The following is a 24,657-nucleotide window of genomic DNA, read 5'->3' as shown; positions in this document are numbered from 1 at the left end:
TCGCTCTCCAGTCTTTATTATTAGCAGAATCACTATGCAACTATTTTCTACATTCAAATCTGCCGCCGTACAGGGGGCTGTTGCGCTTGTTGTTATAGGCGCTGGGTTCACTGGGACAGCAGCTATCGCCCAGACTAAACCCACTATCTCAGTGCCAGAATTTAAGAATGAGACTACTTGGTGGTGGTGGAGAGGGGGCACCTCAAGGGAACTTGCAGATGCATTGAGTAACGAACTATCTGCAACAGGCAGCTTCAAAGTTGTTGAGCGTCAAAAGCTGGATGCAGTCCTTGATGAACAGGAGCTGGCTGAATTAGGTCTTGTGCGTCAAGGGACCAGAGCTAAGACGGGACAACTGACAGGCGCACAGTATGTTGTGCTTGGCAAAGTAACTTCTTACGAAGAAGGGGTCAACAAAAAGTCGCAGGGTGCCAACGTCGGCGGTATTAATCTGGGCGGGATTCGCCTAGGCGGTGGTGGACGCAAGAAAAAGCAGCAGGCGTATGTTGCAATTGATTTGAGAGTTGTTGATACGACAACGGGTGAAGTGACTCACTCACGGACCGTTGAGGGACGGGCAACCTCAAAATCTAAGGGCGTTAGCGGTGGCGTCAGTCTGCTCGGCGTCAACGTTGGTGGTGATGACTCTGAAGAGAGTCGGGCTCCTGTCGGTAAGGCGCTGCGCGCTGCATTAATTGAATCAACCGACTATCTTTCTTGTGTCATGTATGAAAAAAATGGTTGTGAAAGCGACTACCGGGCAAAAGATAGAGGCCGTCGGGAAAGAACAAAGGGCGTCCTTGACCTTGATTAGAAGGCAAGACAAAGTATGGCTTTTGAGTTGAGTCTTTATTCCGTAGAGGCTCAACTCTTCTCAAACTTCCTTGAGCCGTAGCCATCAGCAACGCATTACAGCCTTGAGACACGTTAAACTAGCCGAACGTTCTGTCTCAAGGCTGCAGCTATGGAGTTTGATTTACACACAGCCCTCAACGCGCTCGATCTTGATGCTGATTGGGTAGGGCTTCGTCAGGTTTCAGAAACGACCCATACTCATTTCGTCCGTGATGCAAAACCTCAGGCAAATGGGCGTAGCCAGACAAAAGGTTTGATGGTTGAAGTGTTGGCCCAGGGGCAATTTGGCTACGCTGCTACGAACCATCTCGATTCGGCTAGCATTCAGGCGGCTGCAGACCGAGCGCTTCAGCAGGCCACTGCCACCGCCCAGTGGGGAGTGCATGAATTTACTGCAGACGTACGACCCGCCACTACAGGGACGTATCAATCGCCTGTGCAAAAGCCCTATGATCATTTGAAGGTTGCAGACCTCACGGATTTGCTAACTCAGGTCTGCCAAACGCTAAAGGTTTCTGACAAGATTGTCCGCACCAGCGCTTTTGCTCAAGTTTTAGAAACCGAGCAAAAATTCGTCAGCAGCAACGGGGCTGATATTGAGCAAACCCTTTGGATCGTGATTACTGATTACGGCGTTACGGCCCAGGATGGCGGCATCACCCAGAAGCGGACAGATAACGGCTGGTTTGCCCGCTGCTATCAAGGCGGGGTTGAGGTGATGGACTCTCAAGCGATTTTGAGTCGCTGTCAAAACATCGGTGAGCAAGCCGTCGAACTCCTGACGGCGGAGGAATGCCCTACGACCACAACGACGCTGGTGCTGGCACCCGACCAAATGATGCTGCAGATTCATGAGAGCGTCGGTCACCCATTAGAGCTAGACCGGATTCTAGGAGATGAGCGCAACTACGCAGGGTCGAGTTTTGTAAACTTGGCGGACTTTGGCGATTTGGTCTATGGCTCTCCGCTGATGAATATTACCTTTGACCCCACAGTTTCAGAAGAATTGGGTAGCTATGCTTTTGACGATAGCGGCCTTGAAGCCAAGCGGGAGTATCTGATCCGCAACGGCAAACTGATTCGTGGGTTGGGGAGCTTAGAAAGTCAGGTCCGCACCAATACGCCGGGGGTTGCTAACTCCAGGGCTTCTTCCTGGAACCGTGCCCCTATTGATCGAATGGCGAACCTTAATTTGGAGCCGGGGCACAGCACCTTTGATGAGATGATCGAGTCTATCGAACACGGCGTGTATATGGAGTCCAATCGGTCTTGGTCGATTGATGACTATCGCAATAAGTTTCAGTTTGGCTGTGAGTACGGTCGCCTAATTGAAAATGGCAAGTTTACGAAAACGCTGCGGAACCCGAACTATCGCGGGATTACCAATGATTTTTGGGGCAATCTGGATCAGGTGGGAGATCGCAGCACCCTGCAGATCTACGGCACGCCAGCCTGTGGGAAAGGCGAACCGAATCAGGTGATCCGAGTGGGGCATGCCTCGCCGGTCTGTGCCTTCAAAGAGATTGAGGTATTTGGAGGTGTGGCGTGAATTTGCTAGAAACGTGGGAATCGACCTTTAATCAACTGGGCGATATTTTGCTTGAGAATCTCATAAGCGATGAGCAGCTCGTGATTGAAATGGGTGGCGAGCAGAGTCACTTCATGCGCTTCAACAAGGCTCAGGTGCGCCAGTCAGGTATTGTTACTGACGCTACCGTAAAACTGCGGTTGATTACTGAACAGCGGACGGCCTATGCCTCATTCCCGTTTACAGGCGATTTGGCAATTGATAGTGCTGCCGGTCTAGACAATCTGAGCTATCTGCGTGAGATTATTCCTCAGTTGCCCGAAGATCCCTATGTGATTTTGCCTCAGAATCAAGGCTCTAGTCATGAGGTGTATGCAGGGCAGCTTTTACCGCCTGAGCAAGCGGCCACTGCCATTCTAGAGAATATGGGGAATGTTGATTTTACGGGGCTATATACATCGGGACCGGTGGTGCGAGCAAACCGCAATTCTGCGGGACAAAAGCATTGGTTTGCGACAGAAACCTTTGTGCTGGACTACTCGATGATTACACCGACTGAGAAAGCGGTGAAATCTATCTATGCAGGTGCGAACTGGCAGCAAAAGCAGTACAAAGAACACATTGCCCAATCGAAAAAGCAGCTCGTCGTTATGGAACGGCCAGTCAAAACGGTGCCGCCGGGTAAATATCGGACTTACTTTGCACCTGAGGCTGTGGCAGAGATGATTTCAATGCTGTCTTGGGGGGCTGTCAGTGAGGCTTCCATGCGCCAAGGCGGGAGTGCTCTAGCGAAGCTGCGAGAAGGAAAGTCACTCTCATCAAAACTATCTTTGAGAGAGAACTTCCATTTGGGTACGGTGCCTCGCTTCAATGATCTGGGAGAAGTTGCACCGGAGGATGTACCGATTGTGACGGCAGGCCAGCTTACAAATACGCTAGTGAGTTCCCGGACGGCGAAGGAATATGGGGTATCAAGTAATGCGGCTGCGGGTTCCGAGGGAATGAGATCGGCAGAGATGCTGCCAGGGAAGCTGGCTTCGGAAGATATTGTGACGCAGTTAGATACGGGGCTGTATCTGTCGAATTTACATTATCTGAACTGGAGCGATCGCAACGGTGGTCGCATCACAGGCATGACCCGCTTTGCCTGCTTCTGGGTAGAAAAAGGCGAAATTAAGCAGCCGATTAAAGACTTGCGATTTGATGAGAGTCTCTATTCTTTTTGGGGCGAAAATCTAGAGGCGATTACCGACTTTCAAGAGCTAGTTCCTGAGGTGGATACCTATGAGGCGCGATCGTTAGGTGGTGCAAAAGTGCCTGGAATGCTGGTACAAGATTTTACCTTTACGCTTTAAATTAGAATCGAAGTCTGGTGCATTATTCGATGCAGATTGAGGAATGTTTATGCCCGTCTAAATCGAGAATGTGTGATGACTCAAATGCCGGACTCAATGCCCCAACGCCACAAAAGAAAGGTAATTTTCCAGTCCTTGTCTGGATTTTAGGCGGGTGTGTTTGTCTCACTTTGGGTGGTTCCTTTGCGATGATTTTACTTGCGATCGCACTTCCTTTTTCCCTCAATCAGATTGATATTGCTAGGGATGAAGCTGATGCTGCTAGAAATGAAGTCAATACAGAAAAAGAATCTGAAGCTAAATCAAATTTGGGCACCTTGAATCGGGCACAGCAAGCCTTTCACTTAGAAAACAGTATTTTTGCTCAAGAACTCGAGACCCTGGATGCTCGGCCCAGTGGTCAATACTTTACTCATCAAGTTGTCCCTCAAACAAATTCAAAAAGTGCGATCGCAACAGCAACTCCCGTACGATCTGTGTTGAAGAGCTACACAGGCTTTGCATTCATCTTGGGTTCTACTTCTGCTGAATATAAATTCGTTTCAGGGATCTGTGATACCAATTTCCCTATCAGATGACCCGCATGGCTAAGGCATCCAAGATGTAGGAATATCCCGCCAGCGAGGTAATAGTCTCCCTGGAGAGTCTATTGATAGCGTGTTGTGACTTGACCACTTTTGAGCCAGTAGAGTGCATGAGTCTGTTCTTGGTGACGGGCTGATGCTTGTTGATGAAGAAGCGACTTGAGGGTGTCTTCGCTTTCGGTAATCTCAATTTTCAATACGCCGGCCATCAGAACAATACTCTCTCAATAGAGACCCTTCCAATGTAGGTCATACATATTTGGTATTAGATATCAGAACTTTTGTCTCAATGCCCATAAGATTGAAGAGTTGTCAGCTCCAACCGGTTATATCTCTCCAGCCCCTATGAGAATGTTCAAGCTAAAGGTCATCCTATCTTTGACGTTGATCAGTGCCTTAAATGCACACCGCCCAGCAGCGAGCAATGAGCCACCCGGTCGATGGACGAAAGTAAATGAGCAGACCCTCCGGTTTGTCGGCCAAATAGATAAGCGAACAGCAGCCAGCTTCAAGCAAATCGTCACCCCTGAGATCACAACGGTTGTTGTCCAGTCGGGGGGGGGAGACACTGACACGGCTCTCCAGGTCGGTCAAGAGATTCACAGACGCCGGCTCAATATTATTGTCGATGGCAGATGTGGCTCATCGTGCGCAAACTATTGGTTTGTAGCAGCAGCTCATAAAACCGTTACTAAAGGCTCTTGGGTCGGTTTTCATGGCAATCCGTCCTCATCACTGCTTTACTATGACCGCCGCCAGTTTGATCAAGCCTTTCTCGACTCCTTAGCTGCATTTGCCCAGCAAGAAAGCATTTTCTTCAAAAACCTCGGCGTTGATATTGAGCTTGTGCAGCGTTCCTCTACGATTACCGTGGCTTTCAATCGTCCCGCCTATCTCCCTTCCCCTCAGCAGCTCGATTGCTTCGGTGTCTCAAATCTAAACATGTGGTATCCAAGCAGTACGGCAGAGAAAAACTTGCTTTGGGGAGCAGGGGGGAATGTTGTGATCACACAAGAAGTTGAGGCCAGTCCAAAGCTTTCAGATATGTTGTGTCATGACTGATAACCCCTCAAGAAGGGTTATCAGTCATCGTTTCGTCTTGAAGTATTTTCCTTTCAGATGGCTCGTCTTAACAACCTGATCTACAGAGCACGTGCTTTCTCTCGGAGTTTTGCCTGCGGCTGTTCAACTGTCAGTGGCTTGTAGGTTTGTCTAGATACGACAACAAAAGCAACTAAACCCACAATTGGGCTGATTAGGGTGGGAAAACCGTCGAAATCAGTAGTAAAGAGAGCATTGGGGATATGAAATAGCGTATTATCAATCCCAAACATAGTCGGCACTAGCGCAAACAGAGTCAGCCGGGTAATTGACCCAGCAATGATGCAGGCCAACGCTCCTTGGCGGGTAGATCGCTCCCAGAACAGCCCACCCAGAAGTGGGACGACCAGCCCCGCAAAGCCTAGGTCAAACCCCAGCAGCAGCAGTACGCCCGTCTGAGGGACCCGCAGACCTAAAAATACTCCCAGCAAGGTGATCACGATAGCTACCAAGCGAGTCACAATGAGCAACCGATCCCCCCCTCCTCCGTGAGTCGCTCCATGACGAATACCGAAGACATTATGAGCCAATACCGAAGAAGTCCCTAAAATAGCTCCATCGGCTGTGGAGAGAGAGGCCGACAAAATAGCTGCCAATACTAATAGGCCCAGTACAGGCGGCACAACGTTTTGCAGTAGGGCAAACAGGACTGGCCCCTCGGCGACTACACCGGCCTGTTCGAGGATGCTGTTTGCAGACAGAGCAATGATCGAAAAGGGAATCCCCACAATTAAGGTGCCAGCAGAGGCTACATAACAGGCTTTTTGTGCAGTTTCTGGGCTTTCTGCTGCAAAAATTCGAGCCATGAAGTCAATCGCGACCATATTGCCAAATCCCAATGCCAGCAGGCTGGCCCAATTAACCGCAGCGCCTGAACTGACTAGCGTCAACTGCTCGAAAGCTAGAGGACCAGTGCCAGGCGCAATGTCTAGGCCAAAATTAACCAGTACGTAAACGAGCAAACCCAAGGTACCGACTAGAGCAATCAAAATTTGGATCGCATCGGTATAAGCCACTGCAAAGAGACCACCCGACACAGTGTAAGCAAACACCAGGGTCGCCAGCAACGTAATGCCACCGACGTAGCTCATCCCTAAAAACGTCTGGAACATAAAGCCCCCCGCAACGAGGTTCCCCGCCAGCAGGAACGAAAAGCTGACCGACATAATGCAGGCCGCGATCAGCTCGACGGTACGACCGTACTTAACCCGATAAAAATCGGGGATAGTAATTAGCCCCATGCGATTCATGGGCTTAGCTAAAAAAGTTGCCGTTAAAAATAAGCACAAAGATAATCCAATCGGTAATGCAGCTCCCGCCCAAAAACCAAATTCTGCAGATAAGTCTGTATTCCCCAAGGTAGCGTTGGAGTCAATCGACTGGGCCATTAGCGTAGCAGCAGCCAATGGCAAAGCTAGTCCTCGGCCAGCCACTAAAAAATTGACGCTATCGCCTTTAATTTGCTTAGAAGCCCAAACTCCGATGCCTAATGTTCCCAAAAGAAAAGTAACAATTCCCCAGGAAAAAACTGTATGTTCCATTTACTTGTCTCCAAATATTGAAAATTCATACTGATAGCTACAACAAAGCCCGGAAAAAACCGGCGACCTCAATGAAAGGTCAACAGGCTTCTCCCGGGCTTTTATCCCTCCGTGAACCAGACTAGGCAATATATAGGCCCTGCTGGCTGTATCTCTTGGACCAAACACTCAATCCACAGATTAAGCTGGAACCCTAGACACAAAATTCTATTTTTATTTTGCTCAAGTTCAATGATTAAAAGCTCTGCAAAACAAACAGAGAATCACCATTTCTTTCTTAAGTCCTTTGCACTTTATATCAGTGGGACATAGAGGAATAAGTGTTTATTTATACTAATAGACCTCGATTAGTGTCAGCAGATCTTGACTTTTGTGACTAGCCAATTAGAACTTACCAAAAAGTCTATAGATTGAATTCTGGAATCCACTAGTTGTCAGAATCGAAGAGATTCATCACTGGTTTCTAAAGCAGTTTAAAGATGCTTCAAGACAGCGTTCAGTATGAATGTTGCATATATGCGGCAGTCTCCTTGGGACAAGTGACTCTGAGCTGAAATCACCTTGCATTAAGCACTCATACGAACTCGAGTTCGTCATCCGTTGAGGCCGACAGCAACACATTATCAAAATTGGGAAATATCAGGAAATTGCCGCCTATGCCTTTTAATGGGGATTTTATCTCGTCAGAGCTGTCTATTTCGTTGTTTTACAGCTCAAAAGGAGGAGATAGCCAAGATACCGCTATGTACCTAATTATTCGAGGTAAGGCACGCAACTTTACCCAATGCAGGCGTCAAGGCTGAGATATCTAGCCCTGCTCGCTGGGCAGCTAAAACGCCCATCGCTTCTAAATATGAACGCACCTTGGTCACTTCAATTCCCAATTCATCTGGCGTGACCTGCAACGCAGTCGGGTTGTTCACGGCAATGATGCGAGTCGGTTTCTGACTAAGGCTGAGTATGGCACTCCCTCCGCAAGCAGTCTCAGGTACCACGATCGCATCCAATCCTTCCGCCCACAGGTCCGCTGCTCCTCGCTGCTGAACAAACTGCGGTGCACGGCTCAGGCCCACCAGAACCGATGACAGAAACGTATAGCCTAGTTCCTCCGCTGCTGAACGCGGACTCACCTGTGGATCCACAGGCAATGGCTCTAGTGCTGGAGCATGGGCACAGGGAATTTGAAAGGTTCGCACAACTAAATGACTAATGACGGCTTCTGCACCCGCAAGAGGGTCAACCCCTTGACCCTGACGATAGCTCTGGAGTGCTTCGGCTTCAATGTCGTCGGGGAAGCGAGCGACCACGGCGATCGCATCTGCCCCCAGTTCATTAATCGATCGCTCCACCGCCCGCAGTAGGCTATCCGGATTTTCAATGGTTCCCCAGGTTGCTCCCGAAGCCGCTGTCTTCAGGGTCACGTTGAGGGGCGCATCGGTGAGAATTGCATCGGTCAACTGTAGCCCTAGAGTAGCGCGGGCGGCGTCGGCAACCTGAAGATGGCGTAAACGCAAGTCAGGTTCAATGCCTTGGTCGAGTACTAGGCCCACGCGGTTGCTGCGTACAGGTCTCAATCCCCAGTTGCCCGCAGCATATTGATCGAGGCCATAGCCTTCGACGTAAAGTGCGTTTTCGATGGGCCAATAAAGCTGCGCCCCGTTCATGACATTGGGATGGGTGATGATGCGATCGCAAACCGAAGCAATCCCACGCGCCACCGGTAGGGCATCCCCAGCATAGCCCCCAATCTCAGCCCCAATCCCCGTTGGGACGACTAGGGCAACAGTGAACGGTTGCTCAGTCCGTCGGCTAATCAATCAGCTAAAACAACCGCTTCAACTTGGGCCTTCTCGTCCTTGACCGCCGTGACCGCCCATCGGAGAGGCTCTCCCTGCTCCTTGAGTTGGGCTTCAATCGCTTCTGGTAGCGCTTGAGTGGCCTGCAGATCAACTTCAGCCGTAATAAAATGCGTGGTCATTGGACCTCCAAACTCAATAAGTATTCTTTTACTGCGAACCCGATACAGATTGCTAAGATTGCGTTTGCCCGAACTGGCGCTCGTAAACCTCAGCTTCCTTACCTGTCTCAACTTTTAGGTCAGACCGAGGATACGCCACACAGAGCAGCGCATATCCATCTTCCAGTAATTCGGGTCCCAAACCCATGGCATCATCTTGGGCAACCTTGCCATCGCCCAGGATCAAAGCCGCACAGGTTGTACAAACCCCCGCGCAGCAAGAGCTAGGCAGGTCAACATCTGCAGCATAGGCCGCTCTCAAAATCGTTTGGTCCTCTGGGACAGCTAGCGTATGCACCTCACCGTCATGATGAAGTTCTACCGTGTACGTATTGGGCATAGCGTAGAAGCAGGGCAAAAGAAGTTCGGATATATTATTTCACATTCTCGGCAGACTCATCTTTGCCAATCTCTTCGGGGTATCGCAGTATCCGTATTGAGTCAAAATCGTAAAACGGCTAAGATCCATGCCTGCCTTGGGAAATATCTCTTAGCTCAACCCTATCCGGCTGCAGCAAAGCTGAGTCTTGTGACTTGTGATCGACATCACGCTCACGCCTAATTTTTAATGCCTCAATAGAAGAGAACCCTTGGTATATATCCCGTGACTGTATCTCCGTCTTCTACTGCAAAAAAAAGCAAAAAAATTGCGCCTGAACGGCATGTTCTGGTGATCGATAACGGTAACCGACGCGCCATTTCACTAGATGCAGCTGCCTATTCCATTGGTCGAGATCCCTCTAACGCCATCGTACTGGACACCGTCACCGTCTCTCGTAAGCACGCGATTCTCCTTCGCTTACCGATTCCCGGAGAGAATCGCTATCGCTATCGCCTCATTGATGGCGACTCTAACGGACAGCCAAGTGCCAACGGCGTGTTTGTTAATCAACAGCGCTGTAATTCGCACGAGCTTGTCAACGGAGACATCATCGGCCTAGGCCGCAAAATCCAGGCATCTTACTTAACAGTGACCATGGAAGAAGCGGAATTTGCGCAGTACTTAGAATCGATCGAATTTCACAGCCTCAAAAAGTCGAACTTAGTCGACAGTCGCGCGACACTGGTTGCCGATATAGATGCTGACTCCACAGGCTTATCTGATGCGCCACACAACTCATCATCCCCTGAACCAGACTTTAAGAGTACGATGATCGAAGAAGAGCCTGACTTGAATCCTATCGAGCCGAAGAAAGGCAACCTTCAAGACTTCATTGCTCACCACCGGCTTAAGATTTTGCTCGTATCGGTTCTCATTACAACGGCATTAGGTCTGGCCGGGAAAATGGCAAGCACCCAGTCTCAAGAACAGCAGAAATCCAGCACTCTTTCGACATCTGTTCTCTATGCCTAATCTTCCGCTGGATGGACACCCAAGCGTTTCTACCGTCAGGGGTGACCAAAGAAGAATGGGAGACGAGTTGCAATCGGATCGGTCACATCTTCCTTTGCAACATAGGCCCAGTACTCACTGAGAAAATGGATTTGTCTCAGGCCCACCAGTAAATTTAGGCCCGGAACGAACAGCCACCATATCCGCAACGGCGGCTGTAGCTCAGCCTGTGCATAAAGCTTATTGATGGTGCGATAAAGCCGAAACTGCACAATATAGATCCACACAACTCCCAGAAGTGAGAACCATCCAAACCACCCCGGCACGTCTGGATCCCAGAGCCGCAGAGCTTGGGGCAGCAGTACACCAATGCCAAAGGGGGCGAGACACCGCGCCCCAGACCAGCCTTCTCCCTGATACTGTCGCAGCTCTTCTTGAATAGTCCACTTGTAGTATCCGTAGTAGGCAAGGCCAGTGGTGATCGAAAAAAGGATAACTTTCCACAGGGGGCGCGGCTTGCCGGGATACGCTTCTAAGCTTGGCATGAACAATCGAGTTGCTAAGGGGTCTTCATGATAAATCAATCGTCTGGAGAAAATCGACAAATTGGCGGGCGGTTCTACCTGATCGCCCATTTTGGCGGGTGGCCCACTGCAGTGCCCGGAAGTCTAAATCATCGCTTGCTAAGTTCAAGTCTGCCTGCTGAGCTAAGTGATGGACAATTTGAAGATAGGTCTCTTGGTCTGCAGGTTCAAAAGTGAGGGTCAAGCCAAAGCGATCGCAAAGCGACAGTTTTTCCTGCACCGTATCCCAGTTATGAATTTCATCAGCATCACTGGGACGAGGGCGATCGCCAAAGAATTCCCGAATCAGGTGGCGACGATTTGAGGTGGCATAAACCACAACATTGGTGGGCCGAGCCGTCAGGTTCCCTTCTAAGACAACCTTGAGGGCTTTGTAGATTCTTTCATCGGCCTCAAAGGACAGATCATCAACAAAAATAATGAACTTCTGGGGCCGTGACCGAATCTGGTGCAGAATCTGGGGCAAAGATGGCAGATCAGACTTTCCTAGCTCGATGAGTCGCAGATTGCGGTCTCCATACTCCGTTAACAGAGACTTGATTAGGGCCGACTTACCCGAGCCTCGACTACCGTAAAGCAAAACATTGAGAGCGGGTTTGCCCGCCAGTAGCGCCTCTGTATTCTGCACTAGCCGATCGCGCTGGGTTTCATAACCCACCAACTGCGTCATAGACACTGCATCAGGCTCCGTTAGCCCCACTAACTGCTGCCCTCGCCACTGAAAAGCTCGATACTGGGCAAACAGTCCTGTACCGTACCGTCGGTAGTGCTGTGCGAGCGTGGGCAGTGCCTCTGCCCAATCTGTCACCGTCTCAAAGGGTGTTTCAGCGCCAAGATTGCCCCAAGGCACCATTGGCACCAGATTCCCCAATTGTTTTTCGAGTGCTTGCTGAAGTTGCTGTTCTGGATCTGCAAATAACTGCTGCAGCAGACGCAAATCATGCTGAGCTGCGGTGATTAAAGCCGAAGGAAGCTGGGTCAAATCGGCAGCCTGCATCTGCAGCGTTAGGGGATTTTCGGCCCAGAGAATCTGTTGAAGACCGTAGTTCAGCCATCCAGGATAGTCTTTGACGACGGCATAGTACCAGTCACAGTAGGCACGCAGACAGATTTCCTGTGTGGAGATTCCTCCCACTTCTTGCTGCTCTAAGGCTGAAAGTAATTCGATAAAGGCTAACCCTGGCCCCGTCTGTAAAATGGCCTGATAGAGCAATAGTGAAGCGGCTTTTTGCTTAATCTGGGCAAAGGGGCTGATGGGTTCAATCATTCGTCTACATCTAAACGCTAATCTGCTGACGCTGCTGAATCGAGCAGGCCATGATCACAAACTAGCCTATAAACTGCAGTTTCAGGGCTGAGGCTAGCAGCGACTGCATTGCGATAGATGCAGTTAAGACACGTTGCAAGAAAGACTTAGAAGAGTTCACCTTCCATTGGTAGTCTTTCTAAAGCCATGCGCGCCAATTGTGCTTCGGCCTCTAGATCTTCTTCGGGCAACAAGGGCGTTGTGAGTCTCAGGGGCTTGCTCGTCACAATTTCTAAGCCTTTGTGGACTGCAGCTTTTAAGTGCTGACCAAATTCTTTCTGTGCCCGTTGTTTCTGGCGATAAAGACCTTCTTGACTCGAAGCGTAGAGGGGGGGCACTCGATTAAGAGCGTAGGTTGCAACCTCAGTGATGTTGATTTTCTGAGATCGATAGGCCGGATTTTGATTAAGCTGGCTCTTGATTTCTTCCGCGACTAGCGCTTCCATTACATTCTTGTAGATTTGTGCTTGATAAAAAGACATAGCCGCTAGCCTCGGTTTAGGTAGGAGTTAGATCAGGTTCAGACTCAGAGAGTAAATATCCGTTGCGACGCAAGCTCATCTTGTAGAAGGAGTCTTGCACAGCAATTAGAACTACCGTCTTTTACGTGAACCTCACTCAGCTAAAGATGGGAATCTAGTGAGAAGAGATATTGAGCGTAAAAAGGCTGAATTAACGAATCTTTCCATATTTAGAATGGACCAAAAGAACCGATGAACTATCAGTGGTTCTACTGAGTTTTCTATTCAAATTTTTTTGAGCCAGAAATCTAGTCTCTCTCTGGCCCGTATATTTACATAGGAGAACTAATTTTGCTGTTTTTCCAGGCATATGCCCCAAAATGGAGCTATGGCAGTATTCAGCTGAGTTAGGACAGCTCTGCTACATCGTGTCTCGGTTTCAGGCATCACAGTGTTCTGATCAATCTGTATGGCACTATATATTTTTAGTCAAGCATCAAGAGTGTTCGAGCTTCCGAAGCATTTTGTTCAATGGCTCCAGCCAATTGGCAAAGTGGGCGATCGCCTCGCACTATTCAATGCTGGAGTGGCGGTCTCAAGATCTAAAACGTCAATAACCTGACGATATATAGCATCAGCTTGCTCTGGAGTATTCCCAATGCTGGTTAAACCTAGCTTGCCAAACTCGGATAAGCAGCCCATAAGATGAAAGACGGTCCCCGTTTCGCTACCGGTTTCAAAATGCAAGTGATGGTCAGCAATAATATCCATCAGGTCGTTGGGCAATAAGCCTTGATAGAGATCTTTGCAGAGATTATCGGTGGCGACGTAGCATTTTGGTAAACCCTGTTGACCAAAAAATTCACCCGTTTGATGATCATAGGTCCCGTTGGTAAGCAATTTCAGGGTCATAAAGGGGTGGGTGGTCCCCCCCTTGCGTAGATTGATCTCAATGGCATGCAGATCCCAACAGGTTTCACCTGTGTCAGATTGATGGGGCACTGCAACGAAATCAACGCTATAGCGCTCCAAAACCCCTTTTTGGGCGAGGTACTGTCCTATCTTTAGGCCTAGATCTTGAAGCTGGAGGCGATAGGCTGCATCGGCAGGAAAACGACAGCCAAGGTATATTTGTCCACTGGGTCCGCCAAGGATTTGATCGTGGGTAGACAAGATCTCGACGCTGCCAGCAGGGGTTACACGACCCTGAACGCTAGGTGAACGTTTATTTTCACCTTCGACAAATGCTTCGACAATTGCGCCGAGCTTCAGGATGCGATCGCAAAAATGGGGCCAAGTTTCGCCCTCTGCTTCAAAGGCAAGCTGAGGCATGCGATCGCCAATAATAGCTAGCCGATCGGCAAACGTTAGATCAGACTGCGGCACATCCTGGAGGTTAAGCAACGCATTCCCCTCGCCCGAGAATCCCTGATTGAGCTTCACCACCATCCGTTTCAGGTGCGGCTGACGCGACCATAATTCCGCTGCCGCCTTCACCAAATCCTCCGGCGTTTGCATCAACAAACTGCCATCCGGGTGGGGCACCATGCAGTCTGCAAAAGCTTCCCGGCTGCCGCTCTTGGTTCCCCAGTGCAGCAAATCAGGATTCGCTGCGAGGAGTGGAATATCAAGCTGAAGCGATAATTCCCGCTCCAGCTCTGTCGAGTTGAAGCAAACCATGTAGGAGCGATGAGGCCGAAGAGACTGACGAATGCGATCTAGTAGACGCGGCCGATCTAACAGCTTCTGGCTCAAAGACTTAGCCGACTGATCATAAATCGGCAATAGTAACAGGCGATCACGCGCATGGGAAAACGGAATGCCGGGTAAAAGCTGCAGATAATAATCAATTACGATCGGCGGCAGTGGCTGAGACGTGACATAAATTAGCCGCGTCTGTGGATGACGCAGGCGAATGAGCGAAAACAGCAGTCGCTCTTCATAATGCAAAAAACCATCAATTTTTTGTAGCTCCTGCTGATCCAAACTAAAAGAAGGAATCACCAAAATATCGGCATCTTCCTGCTCTAGTTCCTCAATCGACTGCCAGCGTTCGGCCAGTTGGGCCTGCAGTTGCTTGAACTGCTCAGATCGATCCTGCATTCCACTCCTCTCTCACATACCCAGCTTCAGCTTATCGGTTTACCCGTCACAACTGAGGACAACAGCGGCTACAGACATCGCCATTACCACAGAAAGAGCTGTTTCAGTTCCGTAGTTTCCCAGAGGTTAAAGGCAAAATAGATCTGCCACATTAGAGAAAGAGCGCTGAAGTGAACCGGAAAACAGTACTGGATCTCTTACCTTCACCCAGTTTCACTCATCAGCAAAGGTTAGGCTGCCCAACTTGTTATTTTGTCGATTACAAACTACTCTGATCCCTGCACTTCCATGTATGTGTCATCTCAACAAAATCAATATCTCAAGCAAATTCGTCAAGTCATGACCCACCCTTTTTTCACGGGGCAATGTCCTGAGTGCGAGCAGAAACTGCAGCTTGTGGACCGAGTCATCGGCCAGAGCCACTGCTCAAGCTGTGGCTGGACTGATGAAGCTGAGAGCTAACAACACAGCCCTCTCTTTATAGAAGCCGGAAAATAAAAGGATATCGGTAGCTCTCGTCAGGATTACTCCAGCAGCTTGCGATCGCAACAATCGGCACAATCCAGGTCATAAACAGCAAGAATGCAGCCACTAGCCAAATCAGGGGAAGCAAAATAATGGTCCACCAGAAAAAACTAATAATTCCTGCAATCAGACCGTAGAACCAGATATTGAAGTGATAATTCAGAGATTCCTTAGCGCTTTCTTTGACGACCGGGTCATCAGAAACCGTCAAAATGGCAAAGGGAATCCCCGCCGACAGGACAAGAGGGCTGAAAAAAATAGCCCCGTGGCAAAGAGAAGACAAGAGCCTGCGCTTATCTGAATCGTAGGTGTTAAGGACCATCAACGCGATCTCCGTAAGGTAGCTGATCCTTTATAAAGGTCTAGACGACTTTGGATAAAGCATCGGCAACGACAGCCTTATAATATCGTTTTCAACTCAGCCCTCATAGTGGGGAAAACCTACCTGGGGTATGTAACCTTCTGGAGCAGGGACATCGGGCCTATCTGCTTAAGCCGCTCAAGCTGGTCATAATCTCGAACAAACAGCGAACCGGCAAACCCCAAAGCATTGACAGAAATGTGAGCGTGAGATTCTTGCGATCGGGGAACCAGCAACATCCAACGACGAGTCACCAGAAGACTGTAGGGCTGGGGATGATCTTCTGCGGACAACTCGGCGGCTTCGTATAGGCTGCGATAGCTTTGTATCAGCTCCGTTGCGACGGCCTGAGATGATGCCGTCCAGTCCACAGACAGGGGCGCAATACCGTGCAAGAACGGCAACTCTAGCATCCCTTGAGTGATAGAAGGAGTCATTGTCAGCGCCTCAAGCGGCGTCGCGAAGATGTCGTTCTCGATGAGGGGCAGCGGCACAATCTGAAGATGTTTATGGCCTTGACTGGCTCCAGCAGTCCGACCTCCGTTGTAGAACGCAAGACCATCCACTTCGGCGAGACAGCTCGCCAGTGCCTTAAAGTCTGGCAGCGTTAACCAGCTCTCTTGTGGCTCAAAGTGACGGGTAATAATTAGCAGATGATGGTCAACAACATTGAATTTATTCAAGAGTGCCACATGCGTAGAGGACACATCCGCAACAAATAATTCTTCTTCGTAGGGCAAAAAAGGATTACGCTTGTTCTTCGACTTTTTGGCGACCGACACTTTACGAGCAATGTTATCGGACACCCGAACAATAAAATTTAGACCCTGCTGCTCAATTCTTTCAGTAGTGGTGGAAATAGACTGCAGTGCCCCACAGGTTATCGCCTGCTGAGTTCGATAAACAATCTGATTCCAAAGTCTTCCTGGCACTAGCGTACTGGATCGCCTTTCCGATTCTGCTGAGGTCATCCTTCTCTCCTCATCTGCCTGGACAGTTTAACCTGCTGCTGTTGTCAAAAAGAATTCATTTGCCCCAGCCCAGTCTATCGATAAGGCTATCCCTTACCCACAAGGCTTGAAATCTACTATCTGGCTTATATTCTCCCCCTTTTTCAAGGGGGGCTGGGGGGGATCTAGCTCATCGCTGTGTAACAATCGTCATCCAGCCACTAACCTATAGAAAAAGCGCTTCCAACGGAGTGGAAGCGCTTTTTCTATTGAACGTCAGTTGAACATCAACTGAAGATCACATTGAGGTTTTAGAAAGAGAAGGTAGCTCGAACTAAGCCCTGAATGATATCCGCACCAGTGACGCCACCGGGGTTGCCGATGTACTGCACTGAAGGAGTGATAGAAATATTATCGTTAACAGGCACGCGGTAGAAGCTCTCAACGTTGAATTGAGTGAATGGTGAGCCACCGTTTGCAACACTAGGGTCAAGGAAAGGCTGACCGAAGGCGGCAGCTAGCAAGGAACCAGGGATGAGTAAATCTTTGACACCCGCACCAACCTGATAAGACTGAACGAGGTTGTCGCCACCGAACAGATCTTGGTTAACAGCAACGGCCTCATTCTGAGGATCGATGGAGATACCGTAGCGGCCAAAGAGGCCGATGCGGCCAAAGCTCACTTCAGCGTTCACACCAGCGACCTGCTGCTGAATGCTGTTGACTTCAGAGAAAGTACCCTGTAGACGAATTGCATAGCTGTTGGCACCATCAGCGCCAAAGGCATTCGCGAACTCAACTTCAGCAGAGGCTTGGTGATCGCCGAAGCCTAATCCGCCGCCACCGACACCGGTTGCCTGGTCGCCATCAGCGGCAACATACACACCACGAACGCTCAGAGGTCCGCCGTTGAAGTTGTAGTCAAAGGCTGCACCCGCACCACCATTCAAATCAACGCCGTCGTTGATAATCAACGGGTTGTTAATGAAGAAGCCAGAGGCGAAATCTTGAGCTGAGTTGTTGGCGTAGCTGTTGAAGTCGATGAAGTCACTGGGGAAGATGTTGGTACCCACTGTCACAGTGAGGTCGTCTCCAATCGGCTTAAAGGAGTAAGCCAAGCGCCGCAAAGTGACGTTAGTGCCAATGCCAGCAAAGTCAGCGGCACCTAGGTCGATTTGTCCACCTAGACCGTTGGCGGGCAATGCAGGGTTACCATTCAGACCAGCGGCGGTGAAGAAGTCTTGACCGCCGTTACCGACTTCTAACTGTGTTTGTAAGAGGTCATCACCAGAAAAACTAGTGTTGAAGTTGAGACGAACTCGTGACAGGGCAGAAGCTCGTGAGTTGTTGAAGGGGTCAACACCGTCGATGACATCGCCAAACTGAGCAGCCAAGACGGCTTCACCCTGAAGTTTGGTAGTGGTTGAAAATTGCTGTGCTTCAACAGTATCGACGCGGGCCTCAAGACCATCAACGCGGCCTCGGAGAGTAGCTAGTTCAGCAGCAAACTCATCCTGTAGCGCTTTAACGGCATCGAGATCAGCTTTGGAAGCAAAGCGATCGCTAATTTGGTCTAGGCAAGCATTTAGAGCTGCAGCCATTTCGTAACGAGTGGCAGAGCGGTTGCCGCGGAATGTTCCGTTGGGGTAACCCGCGATACAGCCGTAGCGCTCAACCAAAGACTGAAGTGCCTGGAAGGCCCAGTCTGTAGGCTGCACATCGGATAGCTGGGATACAGAAGTTACCTGGCCAACAGAGTCAGAACCACTGTCTTCCATCAAATCAGAGACGGAAGTTGTTGCAGACTGGTCAGCGAGCAGAAGAGGCTGATCAACAGCGCCTTCAGCAATGGCAGATACTTCGTTCGTGGATGCTTCGTTAACGGAAGTGTCGGCAGCATTAGCAGGGACAGCTTGCGCTGCGAACCCTAATAAGCTGAGACTTCCTGCAATTAGATATGTCTTTTTCATGAAATTTACTCCTCACTCATCTATTTAGTCAGAGGCTTACTAGTTCCCCTGATTTGGCTACTAGATACTTTCAACGCGGACCAGAACGGTATTGAGCTGAAAGAAACTGCACCAAGAAAAGCTTACGTTGCGATCGCAAACACACTATTTTGCGATGGAAGGAAATAATGAATCCTTCGATACAAAGCTTTTCTCCTTACATAAGGTAAGTTAAACGATTTTGATAGCGAAGCCAAGAGCGTATATGACAATTTATTTTTTGGCTTGACGTTCCCCCCTCAGTAGAGCAGTGAACCTTTAAGTACGAGCAGCGGCCATTGTTGGTTCTTCTACCTTTGACTTCGTTTGGATCAGCTCTACTTTATAGCCGTCTGGATCCTCAACAAAGGCAATGACGGTTGAACCATGTTTCATCGGCCCCGGCTCGCGAGCAACCTTACCCCCTAGACCCTTAATAGCGTCACAGGTCGTGTAAATATCATCAACTCCTAACGCGACATGGCCGTAAGCATCCCCGAGATTATAACTATCGACCCCCCAGTTGTAGGTTAGCTCCAAGACAGCTTCCTCTGATTCCTTGCCATAACCGACAAAAGCCAAGGTAAATTCACCGCCGGGGTAATCCTTGCGGCGCAGCAGATCCATGCCCAAAACATCGCAGTAGAAAGCGAGAGACTTGTCTAGATCGCTGACTCTCAGCATTGTGTGTAAGATTCTCATAAAACCCTCAGTTTTTTTATTTGTTAATTGCGTTTTCAGGCAGTTACATTCTGGCGTAATGCCCCTACCATGTTTTAAGGTATCTCTTCTTGATTTTGCTGGTGATCTGTTGGTCTCGCCAAAATCAGCGAGTTAGAGTGTGCCGCCCGTGATCGGATAAACAATAAATTTATGCAAGAAACAGACATCGCCGCCATTGATGCCCGCGAAATTCTAGACTCGCGGGGCCGTCCAACTGTAGAAGCAGAGGTTGTCCTGAGCTGCGGAGCCTATGGTCTCGCCCAGGTTCCCAGCGGTGCCTCCACCGGCAGTTTCGAAGCGCACGAGCTGCGCGATGGTGATGCCAGTCGCTACGGTGGCAAAGGTGTACTGCAGGCTGTTGAAAATATTCGGGACACTATCGAGCCCGAACTCTTGGGATTAGATGCCCTCAATCAGGCAGAAATTGATCAAACCATGATCGCCCTAGATGCCTCAGCCAATAAGTCCAGTTTGGGTGCCAATGCAATTTTGGCGGTGTCTTTAGCGACAGCCAAAGCTGCAGCAGACGTCATGGATCTACCGCTCTATCGCTATCTAGGTGGTCCTTTGGCTCACGTCCTGCCCATTCCATTGATGAACGTGATTAATGGGGGGGCCCACGCCAACAACAACGTGGACATTCAGGAATTCATGATTGTTCCCCACGGTGCCCCGACCTTTAAGGAAGCATTGCGCTGGGGCGCTGAAGTTTTTGCCACCCTCAGTCAGGTTTTAGCCAGCCAAGATCTGCTCACAGGCGTCGGGGATGAGGGTGGATATGCACCCAATCTCAGTTCAAACCAAGCCGCTCTAGACCTGCTCATGAGCGCCATCGAAAAAGCAGGCTATCAACCCGGGAAGCAGATTTCTCTAGCTCTTGACGTCGCAGCCAGTGAATTCTACAAAGACGGCCAGTACACCTATGACGGGGCAACCCACACCCCTGCAGAACTAATTGATTATCTAGCAGGGCTGGCTTCAGCGTATCCAATTGTCTCCATCGAAGATGCCCTCCACGAAGATGACTGGGCTTCGTGGAAACAGCTGACCACGACATTAGGTGATCGCGTACAGCTAGTGGGAGACGATCTATTCGTTACCAATCCAACCCGTTTGCAGCAGGGCATTGATGAGCAGGCCGCCAACGCCATTTTGATTAAGCTCAACCAGATTGGCTCTCTTACAGAAACATTAGAAACAATAGATCTAGCGACTCGCAATGCATTCCGGTCAGTGATCAGCCATCGATCAGGAGAAACGGAAGACACCACGATTGCAGATCTCGCCGTAGCGACTCGCGCAGGTCAGATTAAAACAGGTTCGCTCTGTCGGAGTGAGCGCGTAGCCAAGTACAATCGCTTGCTACGTATTGAGGACGAGCTGGGCAACTTAGCCCAATATGCAGGAACAATGAGCCTGGGTCTAGCCTAGGCAGCCCCAACTCAAGACGACTCAAGACTGATCGTTGAAGAGCTGTCCTAATTGTTGGGGCAGCTCTGCGATGGCCTGCCAAAGTTGATCGGGGCCAACGCCAATGGTAATCTGCAAAATCATCACAATGGCCGCAACTAAAAATGCAGTTTTGAGAGTGGTCTTAACAACTCGAAGCAGCCAAGTAAAGACTAACCACGACACCACCCCTGCAGCGATGAAAATCACAAGCTCCACGCCATGCTCCATTCTATAAAATGCAGTTCCTGCATCAGATTCTAGCAAGTTAACAAACAGCCCTATCGAAAAGCGGTGATTGATGCTGCTGGCGCTTATTGGACAACGCTAAAGACTTCGTTAAGAGACAGCCGAGTCTGTCGAAGTATCGCTACGGTAGGGGCAAGATACCTCCTAACTGCGTCTATGGCTCTAGTGTTGATGCGTAAAGTCAGTGCTAGAGCCTCTCTTTATAGGGGTAAGGATATTCTCACAAATTTAGATCCAGTCTTCGGCTGAAGTGGTTCTCCAAGAAAAACTTGGTTGTCTTGGGTTAAGGGATATCTTTACCAGTATGGATGAGTCCTTGGAAGACGTTCAACGAGGAACCTATTTGGGCAAACCAGCGACAACATTAAAGAACCAACAATTTGGGGTAGACAGATCATCGCTGATCTAAGTTGACAGTTATAGCATTACCCGGCTGAGTGAGGACAGCCCTTCCTTAGTACAGATGGGTCTCAGCCATTGTTATGTCCTAATCAATATATGTACTGCCATAACACCGGATAAGGCCAAGATTGTGCAGAGACTCCACAGGTGCATCATGTTCTTTGGATATCTGTTGTTATGAGATAGGTTATTGCTAATTTGCAAGATATTTAAAGTGGTAAGGCTTCGCTAGTACCATTAAATCCATTGAACAAGGGGGCACACAGGAAGGGTTCATGAATGACTTGAAGTCTGTTGGATGGCTGTTGACGCTGACAGCCACATCTTGGATGATCGCCCCTACCGCCTTAGCGGCAACATTTGGGCAGCAAGAAGTCAGCCAAGGCGAGTTTGTGGTTGTTGCCGTTCCTCGCCAGGATGACTACTACAGCTTGCTATTAATCGAGCAGTTGTCTAGCAGCAAAGACTGCTGGCAAGAAAGTGGTTCATCCCCTACCCAAATTGAACCTTTACTGTTGAATTTTGACTTCTCTGGTATTTGCGGACGGAGTACTGATAGCAACGGGTATTCCATGCGTCAGTCTGGTCAAGATTTAGGTCTTAAGTATCGGCTCAGCGTTCAAAAGCAACAAGATGACGTGGTTCTGCTGGGGATTCCTAGTGTGGGTCAGCCGGGAGAGACAGTAGAAATGGGTCGAACCCGTGGAGTGGAGCCAGGCTTTCTCAAGATCCATCTCCATTCAGGGTGGCGATTGACGAAGCGAACCTACGACGGAAAGATGTTGGGGCATATCTATCTCACAACGGACCAGCCCTTTGATTCTGCACCTGTTGCCAACGTTGCCAAGGCCAGATCTTCTTCATCCAAGCGTTCAAGCCGTCTTCCTCGCCCAAGCGGCTCTGGGCGTTTGATTCAAGCGTCATCTTCCAGATCGCGCCCTCTCTCTATAGGACCGAGCCGGTCAGACTCGGTCTATCGGATCATGGTAAAAACCCGCGATTCCCAAGAGCAGGCTCTGGTGCGACGCTTAGTCCCGGATGCCTTTCGCTCATCCTATGAGGGCCGCTCTGTTATGCAGGTGGGTCTACTGGATGAGAAGAAAACAGCAGTCCGACTCAAGCGAAGGCTAGAAGATCGCGATCTCGATGTGTTTTACGTGAAAGAGGAGAGACGTCAAGCACCGATCGCCCGCACGATTCCTCAGACGGCGGTGAGTAGTGCAGGGCTTTTGCCGGTTCCCGGCAGCAGCGCACCGTTGGGTAATGCCAGCGGCAATCGACGCGTCGCAACAGTCCTTCCACCGCCGCCGCCAGCTTCTTCAATTCTATGGGGACCGCGCTATCGAGTTGTGGTTACCCCCCGTCGCGATAAGGACCGCCGCAAAATCCTCAAGCTTGTCCCTGATGCGTTTCGGTCATCCTATCGAGGACAATCAGTGCTGCAGGTGGGATCGTTTAAAACCCAAGGAGAAGCGGATGATCGGATTCAACTCCTGGAACGCAAGGGCTTTGACCCGATTCTAGAGAAAACACAGTAGGATCTTCAATATCAACAAAGTGATTAAGGAGGTAAAGGGTGCGAGAACAGAACGCGATGGTCTCCAGCCGGTTTTCAGCCATCGCAACCACATTGGCACTCGTGCTCATCGGTATTACGTCGCTTGCACAACCCGTCTGGGCCAGAGAGACATTGCCTAGCGCCCAACAGCCAGAACAGTCGATTCAGCCTTACCTTGAACGTTTTTCTAAGGGCATCACTGAATTCACTCTGGAAAACGGCTTGAAGTTTATCGTTCTAGAACGCCACCAGTCTCCGACTATTGCGTTTCATACCTATGCCGATGTCGGTGGGGTCGACGAACCCGATGGCCAAACAGGAGTCGCTCATTACCTTGAGCACCTAGCATTTAAAGGCACCGAACGGATTGGGACAACTGACTATACTGCAGAGAAGCCTCTCCTTGAGAAACTCGATCAGCTCTTTGATCAAATTCAGGTTGCTAAAGCAAAGGGCGAGACTGAAACCGCAGCACAGTTACAAGCTGAATTTAATCAGGTTTCTGAACAGGCTGCTGGCTATGTTAAGCAGAATGAGATGGGTCAGTTGGTCAATCAATTTGGCGGCGTTGGCCTAAATGCCACCACCTCTTCAGACGCGACCCGCTACTTCTATAGCCTGCCTTCGAACAAGCTAGAGCTATGGATGTCGATGGAGTCTGAGCGTTTTTTGCAGCCGGTGTTTCGAGAGTTTTATAAAGAGAAAGAAGTGATTCTCGAAGAGCGGCGGTTGCGAACGGACAACTCACCCATCGGTCAAATGATCGAGGCATTTCTAGATACGGCATTTACCACTCATCCCTATCGTCGCCCCGTCATTGGCTACGCGAAGGATCTGCGCACTCTCACACGGCAAAACGTCCAGGACTTCTACGACACCCACTACGGTCCTAGCAACTTGACCATTGCCATTGTCGGTGACGTAAAGCCTAAGCAGGTGAAGCGTTTGGCAAAAGCTTATTTTGGTCAATATACGGCCAAAGCTAAGCCACCGAGGGTAACCACAGTAGAGCCAAAACAAACGGAACCTCGCTCCGTCACTCGATACTTAGATACTCAGCCTTGGTACCTAGAAGGCTTTCATCGCCCTGACATTACGGACCCTGACAATGCGGTCTACGACATGATCGGCAGCCTGCTCAGTCGTGGCCGAACCTCTCGTCTCTACAAGTCTTTGGTTGAGACCCAGCAGGTGGCCCTGAGTGCCCAGGGTGGCGGTAGTTTCCCTAATGATAAGTATCCAAACCTAATGTTGTTTTATGCTCTGACGGCCCCTGGACATACAGTGGATGACGTCGGCACAGCTCTAGAGCAAGAAATCAATCGATTGAAGACAGAGCAGGTGACAGCAGCAGAACTAGAGCGGGTGAAAACGCAAGCGAGAGCTGGCCTGTTGCGATCGCTACGGTCAAATGGCGGCATGGCAAGTCTTTTAACCTCTTACGAAGTGAAGACGGGTAGCTGGCAGAACCTGTTTGCAGAGCTAGATAAGATTGCCGCTGTCACAACCGAAGATGTTCAACGCGTGGCCCAGGCAACCTTTACGCCCGAGAATCGTACTGTAGGCCGCTTGCTTTCTACTGCCCAGAAGCCTCAAGCAAAAAGTGATGAGACGCAGAAAGAAGGCGATAAAGGCGAGACCGTTCAAGGCGAGATTCCAAGCCCGAATCAACCGACTAAGTAAC

At 49.7% G+C, this 24,657-nt stretch carries 23 protein-coding genes, 1 pseudogene and 1 riboswitch; of the genes and pseudogenes, 10 read left to right on the top strand and 14 right to left on the bottom strand.

The features are described from left to right. Positions 1-34 precede the first annotated feature (34 nt). The 4 genes from C1752_RS02355 to C1752_RS02340 all read left to right on the top strand — a co-directional run bounded on the left by C1752_RS02355 (position 35) and on the right by C1752_RS02340 (position 4,316). The gene (locus C1752_RS02355; protein WP_110984431.1) at positions 35-814 is read left to right on the top strand and encodes a CsgG/HfaB family protein; all 780 of its coding nucleotides are present in this window, start codon (positions 35-37) and stop codon (positions 812-814) included. Between the two features lie 150 nt (positions 815-964). Next, complete coding sequence (locus C1752_RS02350; RefSeq protein ID WP_110984430.1) at positions 965-2,404, top strand: TldD/PmbA family protein; 1,440 nt, start codon at positions 965-967, stop codon at positions 2,402-2,404. Beyond that, positions 2,401-3,738: a TldD/PmbA family protein gene (locus C1752_RS02345; RefSeq protein WP_233501268.1), complete on the top strand. Its 1,338-nt coding sequence runs from the start codon at positions 2,401-2,403 to the stop codon at positions 3,736-3,738. The genes C1752_RS02350 and C1752_RS02345 overlap by 4 nt, the downstream gene beginning before the upstream one ends. Before the next feature lie 68 nt (positions 3,739-3,806). After that, positions 3,807-4,316, top strand: a complete 510-nt coding sequence (locus C1752_RS02340; RefSeq protein WP_158534990.1) for a type IV pilin-like G/H family protein — start codon at positions 3,807-3,809, stop codon at positions 4,314-4,316. Positions 4,317-4,387: 71 nt separating this feature from the next. Here C1752_RS02340 and C1752_RS28260 read toward each other — a convergent pair. Next, positions 4,388-4,531, bottom strand: a pseudogene (locus C1752_RS28260) (IS630-like element ISAcma28 family transposase); the annotation flags it as partial. A 136-nt stretch (positions 4,532-4,667) separates the two neighbouring features. Between C1752_RS28260 and C1752_RS02335 the strand changes: the two are divergent. Beyond that, entirely contained in the window at positions 4,668-5,384 is a 717-nt protein-coding gene (locus tag C1752_RS02335; RefSeq protein ID WP_158534988.1) for a hypothetical protein, read from the top strand. 80 nt (positions 5,385-5,464) lie between these two features. Here the strand turns inward: C1752_RS02335 and C1752_RS02330 are convergent, their stop codons facing one another. From C1752_RS02330 to C1752_RS02320, 4 genes are all read right to left on the bottom strand, one after another. After that, on the bottom strand, positions 5,465-6,964 hold the full coding sequence (locus tag C1752_RS02330; protein ID WP_110984427.1) for a high affinity choline transporter 1: 1,500 nt from the start codon (positions 6,962-6,964) through the stop codon (positions 5,465-5,467). Positions 6,965-7,052: 88 nt separating this feature from the next. After that, positions 7,053-7,172: riboswitch (guanidine-I (ykkC/yxkD leader) on the bottom strand. Between the two features lie 541 nt (positions 7,173-7,713). Continuing rightward, entirely contained in the window at positions 7,714-8,781 is a 1,068-nt protein-coding gene (locus tag C1752_RS02325) for a DUF3326 domain-containing protein (RefSeq protein WP_315865233.1), read from the bottom strand. After that, positions 8,778-8,942, bottom strand: a complete 165-nt coding sequence (locus C1752_RS28850; protein ID WP_199464252.1) for a DUF8621 family protein — start codon at positions 8,940-8,942, stop codon at positions 8,778-8,780. The genes C1752_RS02325 and C1752_RS28850 overlap by 4 nt, the downstream gene beginning before the upstream one ends. A gap of 52 nt (positions 8,943-8,994) precedes the next feature. Continuing rightward, positions 8,995-9,321 (bottom strand): 2Fe-2S iron-sulfur cluster-binding protein, encoded by a 327-nt coding sequence (locus C1752_RS02320; RefSeq protein WP_110984553.1) that lies wholly within the window; start codon positions 9,319-9,321, stop codon positions 8,995-8,997. Between the two features lie 264 nt (positions 9,322-9,585). On the opposite strand from C1752_RS02320, the gene C1752_RS02315 reads away from it, so the two are divergent. Continuing rightward, complete coding sequence (locus C1752_RS02315; protein WP_233501266.1) at positions 9,586-10,335, top strand: FHA domain-containing protein; 750 nt, start codon at positions 9,586-9,588, stop codon at positions 10,333-10,335. A gap of 35 nt (positions 10,336-10,370) precedes the next feature. Here the strand turns inward: C1752_RS02315 and C1752_RS02310 are convergent, their stop codons facing one another. From C1752_RS02310 to C1752_RS02295, 4 genes are all read right to left on the bottom strand, one after another. Further along, complete coding sequence (locus tag C1752_RS02310; protein ID WP_110984426.1) at positions 10,371-10,859, bottom strand: hypothetical protein; 489 nt, start codon at positions 10,857-10,859, stop codon at positions 10,371-10,373. A 25-nt stretch (positions 10,860-10,884) separates the two neighbouring features. Then, entirely contained in the window at positions 10,885-12,165 is a 1,281-nt protein-coding gene (locus tag C1752_RS02305; RefSeq protein WP_110984425.1) for an ATP-binding protein, read from the bottom strand. 146 nt (positions 12,166-12,311) lie between these two features. Beyond that, a complete protein-coding gene (locus C1752_RS02300) occupies positions 12,312-12,686 on the bottom strand; it encodes a late competence development ComFB family protein (RefSeq protein ID WP_110984424.1) in 375 nt (124 codons plus the stop codon). Between the two features lie 507 nt (positions 12,687-13,193). Then, the gene (locus C1752_RS02295) at positions 13,194-14,768 is read right to left on the bottom strand and encodes a peptide ligase PGM1-related protein (RefSeq protein WP_110984423.1); all 1,575 of its coding nucleotides are present in this window, start codon (positions 14,766-14,768) and stop codon (positions 13,194-13,196) included. Positions 14,769-15,062: 294 nt separating this feature from the next. Between C1752_RS02295 and C1752_RS28845 the strand changes: the two genes are divergently transcribed. Then, positions 15,063-15,230, top strand: a complete 168-nt coding sequence (locus C1752_RS28845) for a hypothetical protein (protein WP_199464251.1) — start codon at positions 15,063-15,065, stop codon at positions 15,228-15,230. Positions 15,231-15,246: 16 nt separating this feature from the next. Here the strand turns inward: C1752_RS28845 and C1752_RS02290 are convergent, their stop codons facing one another. The 4 genes from C1752_RS02290 to gloA form a co-directional block, all read right to left on the bottom strand. Then, positions 15,247-15,615, bottom strand: coding sequence for a DUF4870 domain-containing protein (locus tag C1752_RS02290; protein ID WP_110984422.1), 369 nt, complete (start codon positions 15,613-15,615; stop codon positions 15,247-15,249). A gap of 119 nt (positions 15,616-15,734) precedes the next feature. Then, a complete protein-coding gene (locus tag C1752_RS02285; RefSeq protein ID WP_110984421.1) occupies positions 15,735-16,625 on the bottom strand; it encodes an ATP adenylyltransferase family protein in 891 nt (296 codons plus the stop codon). A 290-nt stretch (positions 16,626-16,915) separates the two neighbouring features. Continuing rightward, a complete protein-coding gene (locus C1752_RS02280; protein WP_110984420.1) occupies positions 16,916-18,574 on the bottom strand; it encodes an iron uptake porin in 1,659 nt (552 codons plus the stop codon). A 297-nt stretch (positions 18,575-18,871) separates the two neighbouring features. After that, the gene (gene gloA, locus C1752_RS02275; protein ID WP_110984419.1) at positions 18,872-19,294 is read right to left on the bottom strand and encodes a lactoylglutathione lyase; all 423 of its coding nucleotides are present in this window, start codon (positions 19,292-19,294) and stop codon (positions 18,872-18,874) included. 171 nt (positions 19,295-19,465) lie between these two features. Between gloA and eno the strand changes: the two genes are divergently transcribed. Then, positions 19,466-20,746, top strand: a complete 1,281-nt coding sequence (gene eno, locus C1752_RS02270; protein ID WP_110984418.1) for a phosphopyruvate hydratase — start codon at positions 19,466-19,468, stop codon at positions 20,744-20,746. Positions 20,747-20,767: 21 nt separating this feature from the next. Here eno and C1752_RS02265 read toward each other — a convergent pair whose 3' ends face one another. Further along, positions 20,768-20,983 (bottom strand): hypothetical protein, encoded by a 216-nt coding sequence (locus C1752_RS02265; protein ID WP_199464250.1) that lies wholly within the window; start codon positions 20,981-20,983, stop codon positions 20,768-20,770. 707 nt (positions 20,984-21,690) lie between these two features. Between C1752_RS02265 and C1752_RS02260 the strand changes: the two genes are divergently transcribed. Further along, positions 21,691-22,953, top strand: a complete 1,263-nt coding sequence (locus C1752_RS02260) for a DUF3747 domain-containing protein (protein WP_110984416.1) — start codon at positions 21,691-21,693, stop codon at positions 22,951-22,953. A gap of 56 nt (positions 22,954-23,009) precedes the next feature. Further along, complete coding sequence (locus C1752_RS02255; protein WP_110984415.1) at positions 23,010-24,656, top strand: M16 family metallopeptidase; 1,647 nt, start codon at positions 23,010-23,012, stop codon at positions 24,654-24,656. Position 24,657 lies beyond the last annotated feature (1 nt).

The sequence above is a fragment of the Acaryochloris thomasi RCC1774 genome, assembly GCF_003231495.1.
Lineage (GTDB): Bacteria > Cyanobacteriota > Cyanobacteriia > Thermosynechococcales > Thermosynechococcaceae > RCC1774.
Note: the sequence above shows the minus strand (reverse complement) of the source record. Positions and strands in the feature narration are given on the sequence as shown.

Coding starts and splice junctions, on each gene's coding strand:
- C1752_RS02355 (WP_110984431.1), top strand. CDS start 35: ATGCAACTATTTTCTACATTCAAATCTGCCGCCGTACAGGGGGCTGTT.
- C1752_RS02350 (WP_110984430.1), top strand. CDS start 965: ATGGAGTTTGATTTACACACAGCCCTCAACGCGCTCGATCTTGATGCT.
- C1752_RS02340 (WP_158534990.1), top strand. CDS start 3,807: ATGTGTGATGACTCAAATGCCGGACTCAATGCCCCAACGCCACAAAAG.
- C1752_RS02335 (WP_158534988.1), top strand. CDS start 4,668: ATGAGAATGTTCAAGCTAAAGGTCATCCTATCTTTGACGTTGATCAGT.
- C1752_RS02330 (WP_110984427.1), bottom strand. CDS start 6,964: ATGGAACATACAGTTTTTTCCTGGGGAATTGTTACTTTTCTTTTGGGA.
- C1752_RS28850 (WP_199464252.1), bottom strand. CDS start 8,942: ATGACCACGCATTTTATTACGGCTGAAGTTGATCTGCAGGCCACTCAA.
- C1752_RS02320 (WP_110984553.1), bottom strand. CDS start 9,321: ATGCCCAATACGTACACGGTAGAACTTCATCATGACGGTGAGGTGCAT.
- C1752_RS02310 (WP_110984426.1), bottom strand. CDS start 10,859: ATGCCAAGCTTAGAAGCGTATCCCGGCAAGCCGCGCCCCCTGTGGAAA.
- C1752_RS02305 (WP_110984425.1), bottom strand. CDS start 12,165: ATGATTGAACCCATCAGCCCCTTTGCCCAGATTAAGCAAAAAGCCGCT.
- C1752_RS02300 (WP_110984424.1), bottom strand. CDS start 12,686: ATGTCTTTTTATCAAGCACAAATCTACAAGAATGTAATGGAAGCGCTA.
- C1752_RS02295 (WP_110984423.1), bottom strand. CDS start 14,768: ATGCAGGATCGATCTGAGCAGTTCAAGCAACTGCAGGCCCAACTGGCC.
- C1752_RS02290 (WP_110984422.1), bottom strand. CDS start 15,615: ATGGTCCTTAACACCTACGATTCAGATAAGCGCAGGCTCTTGTCTTCT.
- C1752_RS02285 (WP_110984421.1), bottom strand. CDS start 16,625: ATGACCTCAGCAGAATCGGAAAGGCGATCCAGTACGCTAGTGCCAGGA.
- C1752_RS02280 (WP_110984420.1), bottom strand. CDS start 18,574: ATGAAAAAGACATATCTAATTGCAGGAAGTCTCAGCTTATTAGGGTTC.
- gloA (WP_110984419.1), bottom strand. CDS start 19,294: ATGAGAATCTTACACACAATGCTGAGAGTCAGCGATCTAGACAAGTCT.
- eno (WP_110984418.1), top strand. CDS start 19,466: ATGCAAGAAACAGACATCGCCGCCATTGATGCCCGCGAAATTCTAGAC.
- C1752_RS02260 (WP_110984416.1), top strand. CDS start 21,691: ATGAATGACTTGAAGTCTGTTGGATGGCTGTTGACGCTGACAGCCACA.
- C1752_RS02255 (WP_110984415.1), top strand. CDS start 23,010: ATGGTCTCCAGCCGGTTTTCAGCCATCGCAACCACATTGGCACTCGTG.